Genomic DNA, 1,907 nt, shown 5'->3' with positions numbered 1-1,907 from the left:
GAGCGCCGGGCCCGTACGGCGGGCCGCGCGGCGGGGGAGCGGTTCACGGGGTGGCCGGTTGCGGACACGCGCTGTGCAGACGCGCGCCGACGCGAGATCGTGTACCAGGGGGAGGCAGGAACCACGTGTGGTTCAGGACTCTGCCGGGGTCCGTCCTACCCCGGCAGAGTCCTCAACCACCCTAGAGAAGCGGTACCCAGTCCCCGACCTCCCCAAAGCGCGCCGGGCCGCGAACCTGCGGTGATCGGGGACGCGGGTGCCGGTCGCGACCCCGCGGCCGCTCCCGCCCGTGTGAGGGGCCGGTCCGCGGCGGCGCCGGTTCCGCACCGCGCTCCTTTCCGCCCATGCTCTACCGTGGTGGTGACAAAAGGAGCGGGAAAGGACCGGGCGAGCGACAGTGGCCTCCAATGACATGAGTCGGATGCGTGTCTCCGACGCGGAGAGGGACCAGGTGGCGGAGGTCCTGCGGGAGGCGGCGGCACAGGGGCGCATCACCCTCGACGAACTCGACGAACGGCTCAACGCCGTCTACGCGGCCAAGACCTACGCCGACCTCGAACCGGTCACCGCCGACCTGCCGACGGGCGCCGAGACGCTGCCGGGCGCCGTCGCGCGGCCGGTGGAGGGCGTCCTCCCGGAGCGCCACGACGGCGGTGACGCCCTCGTCATCCGCTCCCAGGGCGGTGGCCCCGTCATCCGCAGGGGCGCGTGGCAGGTGCCGCGCCGCGTCGAGGTGCACAACAAGTACGGCCTCACCCGGCTCGACTTCCGCGAGGCCTCCCTGACCAGCGCCGTCGTCGAGGTCCACGTGGACGCCTCCTGGGGGAACGGCACCGTGATCCTGCCCGAGGGCGCCACCGCCGAGGTGGAGGCGGACGCCTCCTGGTTCGGCACACTGCGCAACAGCACCGACTCCCTGCGCCGGGCGTCCGCCCCGCACTTCGTCATCACCGGTTCCTGCCAGGGCGGCTCCCTGACGGTTCGGTACAAGCGGCCCTTCTCCTGGGGCGGCCTGGCGGGTCTGGGGAGCTGAGCCCGGGATCCCGCGCGGGGGCGGCAGGCCTTCGCGAGCGGGAACCGGTCCCGTGCGCGGCCGGTCCCGGGCGTCCCGGGGGCGGCAGGCCCGGCACGGAGGTTCCGACGCGTCCCGGTTTTCGGCCCCCCGCACGGGTCCGTGCGCCTTCGTCCGGATACCGGGCCTCCGCCGGTGCGCCATGATGGGTGCGGCGCGCGGCCCCGCGCACGCGCGCCGGACGACGGAGAGGGGCGGCAGGGTGGGCTTGGGGATCGCGGCGGTCGGAGCGGGCGCGTGCGCCCTGGCACTGGGCCCCTACGCCTGGACCTTCCTGGGCAGCGCCGGGCGCCGCGGGGAGGTCGACACCGTCCCGCACCGGCCCGTGGCCGTGGTCCTGGGGGCCGCCGCCTGGAACGACGGACCCTCACCGCTGCTCGCCCGCCGCCTGGACCTGGCCGTGCGCCTGTACGAGAACGGCCGGGTCGAACGGATCATCGTCTCCGGCGACAACCGCGAGGTGTCGCGCCGCGAGACCGACACCATGACCGCGTACCTGGTCGCGCAGGGCGTGCCAGCCGACCGGATCGACGCCGACCGCCACGGCTACCGCACGTGGGACACCTGTGTGCGGGTGCGCGACCTGTTCGGGGTGCGCGAGGCGACCATGGTCACCCAGTCCTTCCACCTGCCCCGCACGGTCGCCCTCGCCCGCGCCGCGGGGATCGACGCGGTCGGGGTGGGCGACTCCAGCATGGGCGCCCGCCGCCGCTCCACCGTGATCGGCTACGCCCGTGAGGTCGCCGCCGCGGTCAAGGCCCTGCGCGACGCCGTGCTGCGCCCGGCGCCCGCCCGGAGCGAGCTCTAGCGGCCCCCGCCCGGACTGAGTCCCGGC

2 protein-coding genes are annotated in these 1,907 nt (G+C 75.2%); both read left to right on the top strand.

The features are described 5' to 3' along the window. The first annotated feature begins 421 nt into the window (after positions 1-421). Entirely contained in the window at positions 422-1,033 is a 612-nt protein-coding gene (locus tag DQW06_RS22995) for a DUF1707 domain-containing protein (RefSeq protein WP_197724940.1), read from the top strand. Positions 1,034-1,274: 241 nt separating this feature from the next. Further along, positions 1,275-1,880 carry a vancomycin high temperature exclusion protein gene (locus DQW06_RS22990; RefSeq protein WP_117199291.1) on the top strand — a complete coding sequence of 202 codons (606 nt, stop codon included), beginning with the start codon at positions 1,275-1,277 and terminating at the stop codon, positions 1,878-1,880. The last annotated feature ends 27 nt before the right edge of the window (positions 1,881-1,907 follow it).

The sequence above is a fragment of the Nocardiopsis sp. TNDT3 genome, from assembly GCF_003427465.1.
GTDB classification, from domain to species: domain Bacteria; phylum Actinomycetota; class Actinomycetes; order Streptosporangiales; family Streptosporangiaceae; genus Nocardiopsis; species Nocardiopsis dassonvillei.
This window is presented reverse-complemented; position numbering and strand designations above follow the sequence as displayed.

What these genes read in the sequence shown, in the direction of transcription:
- DQW06_RS22995 (WP_197724940.1), top strand. Translation starts at nt 422, where the DNA reads ATGCGTGTCTCCGACGCGGAGAGGGACCAGGTGGCGGAGGTCCTGCGG.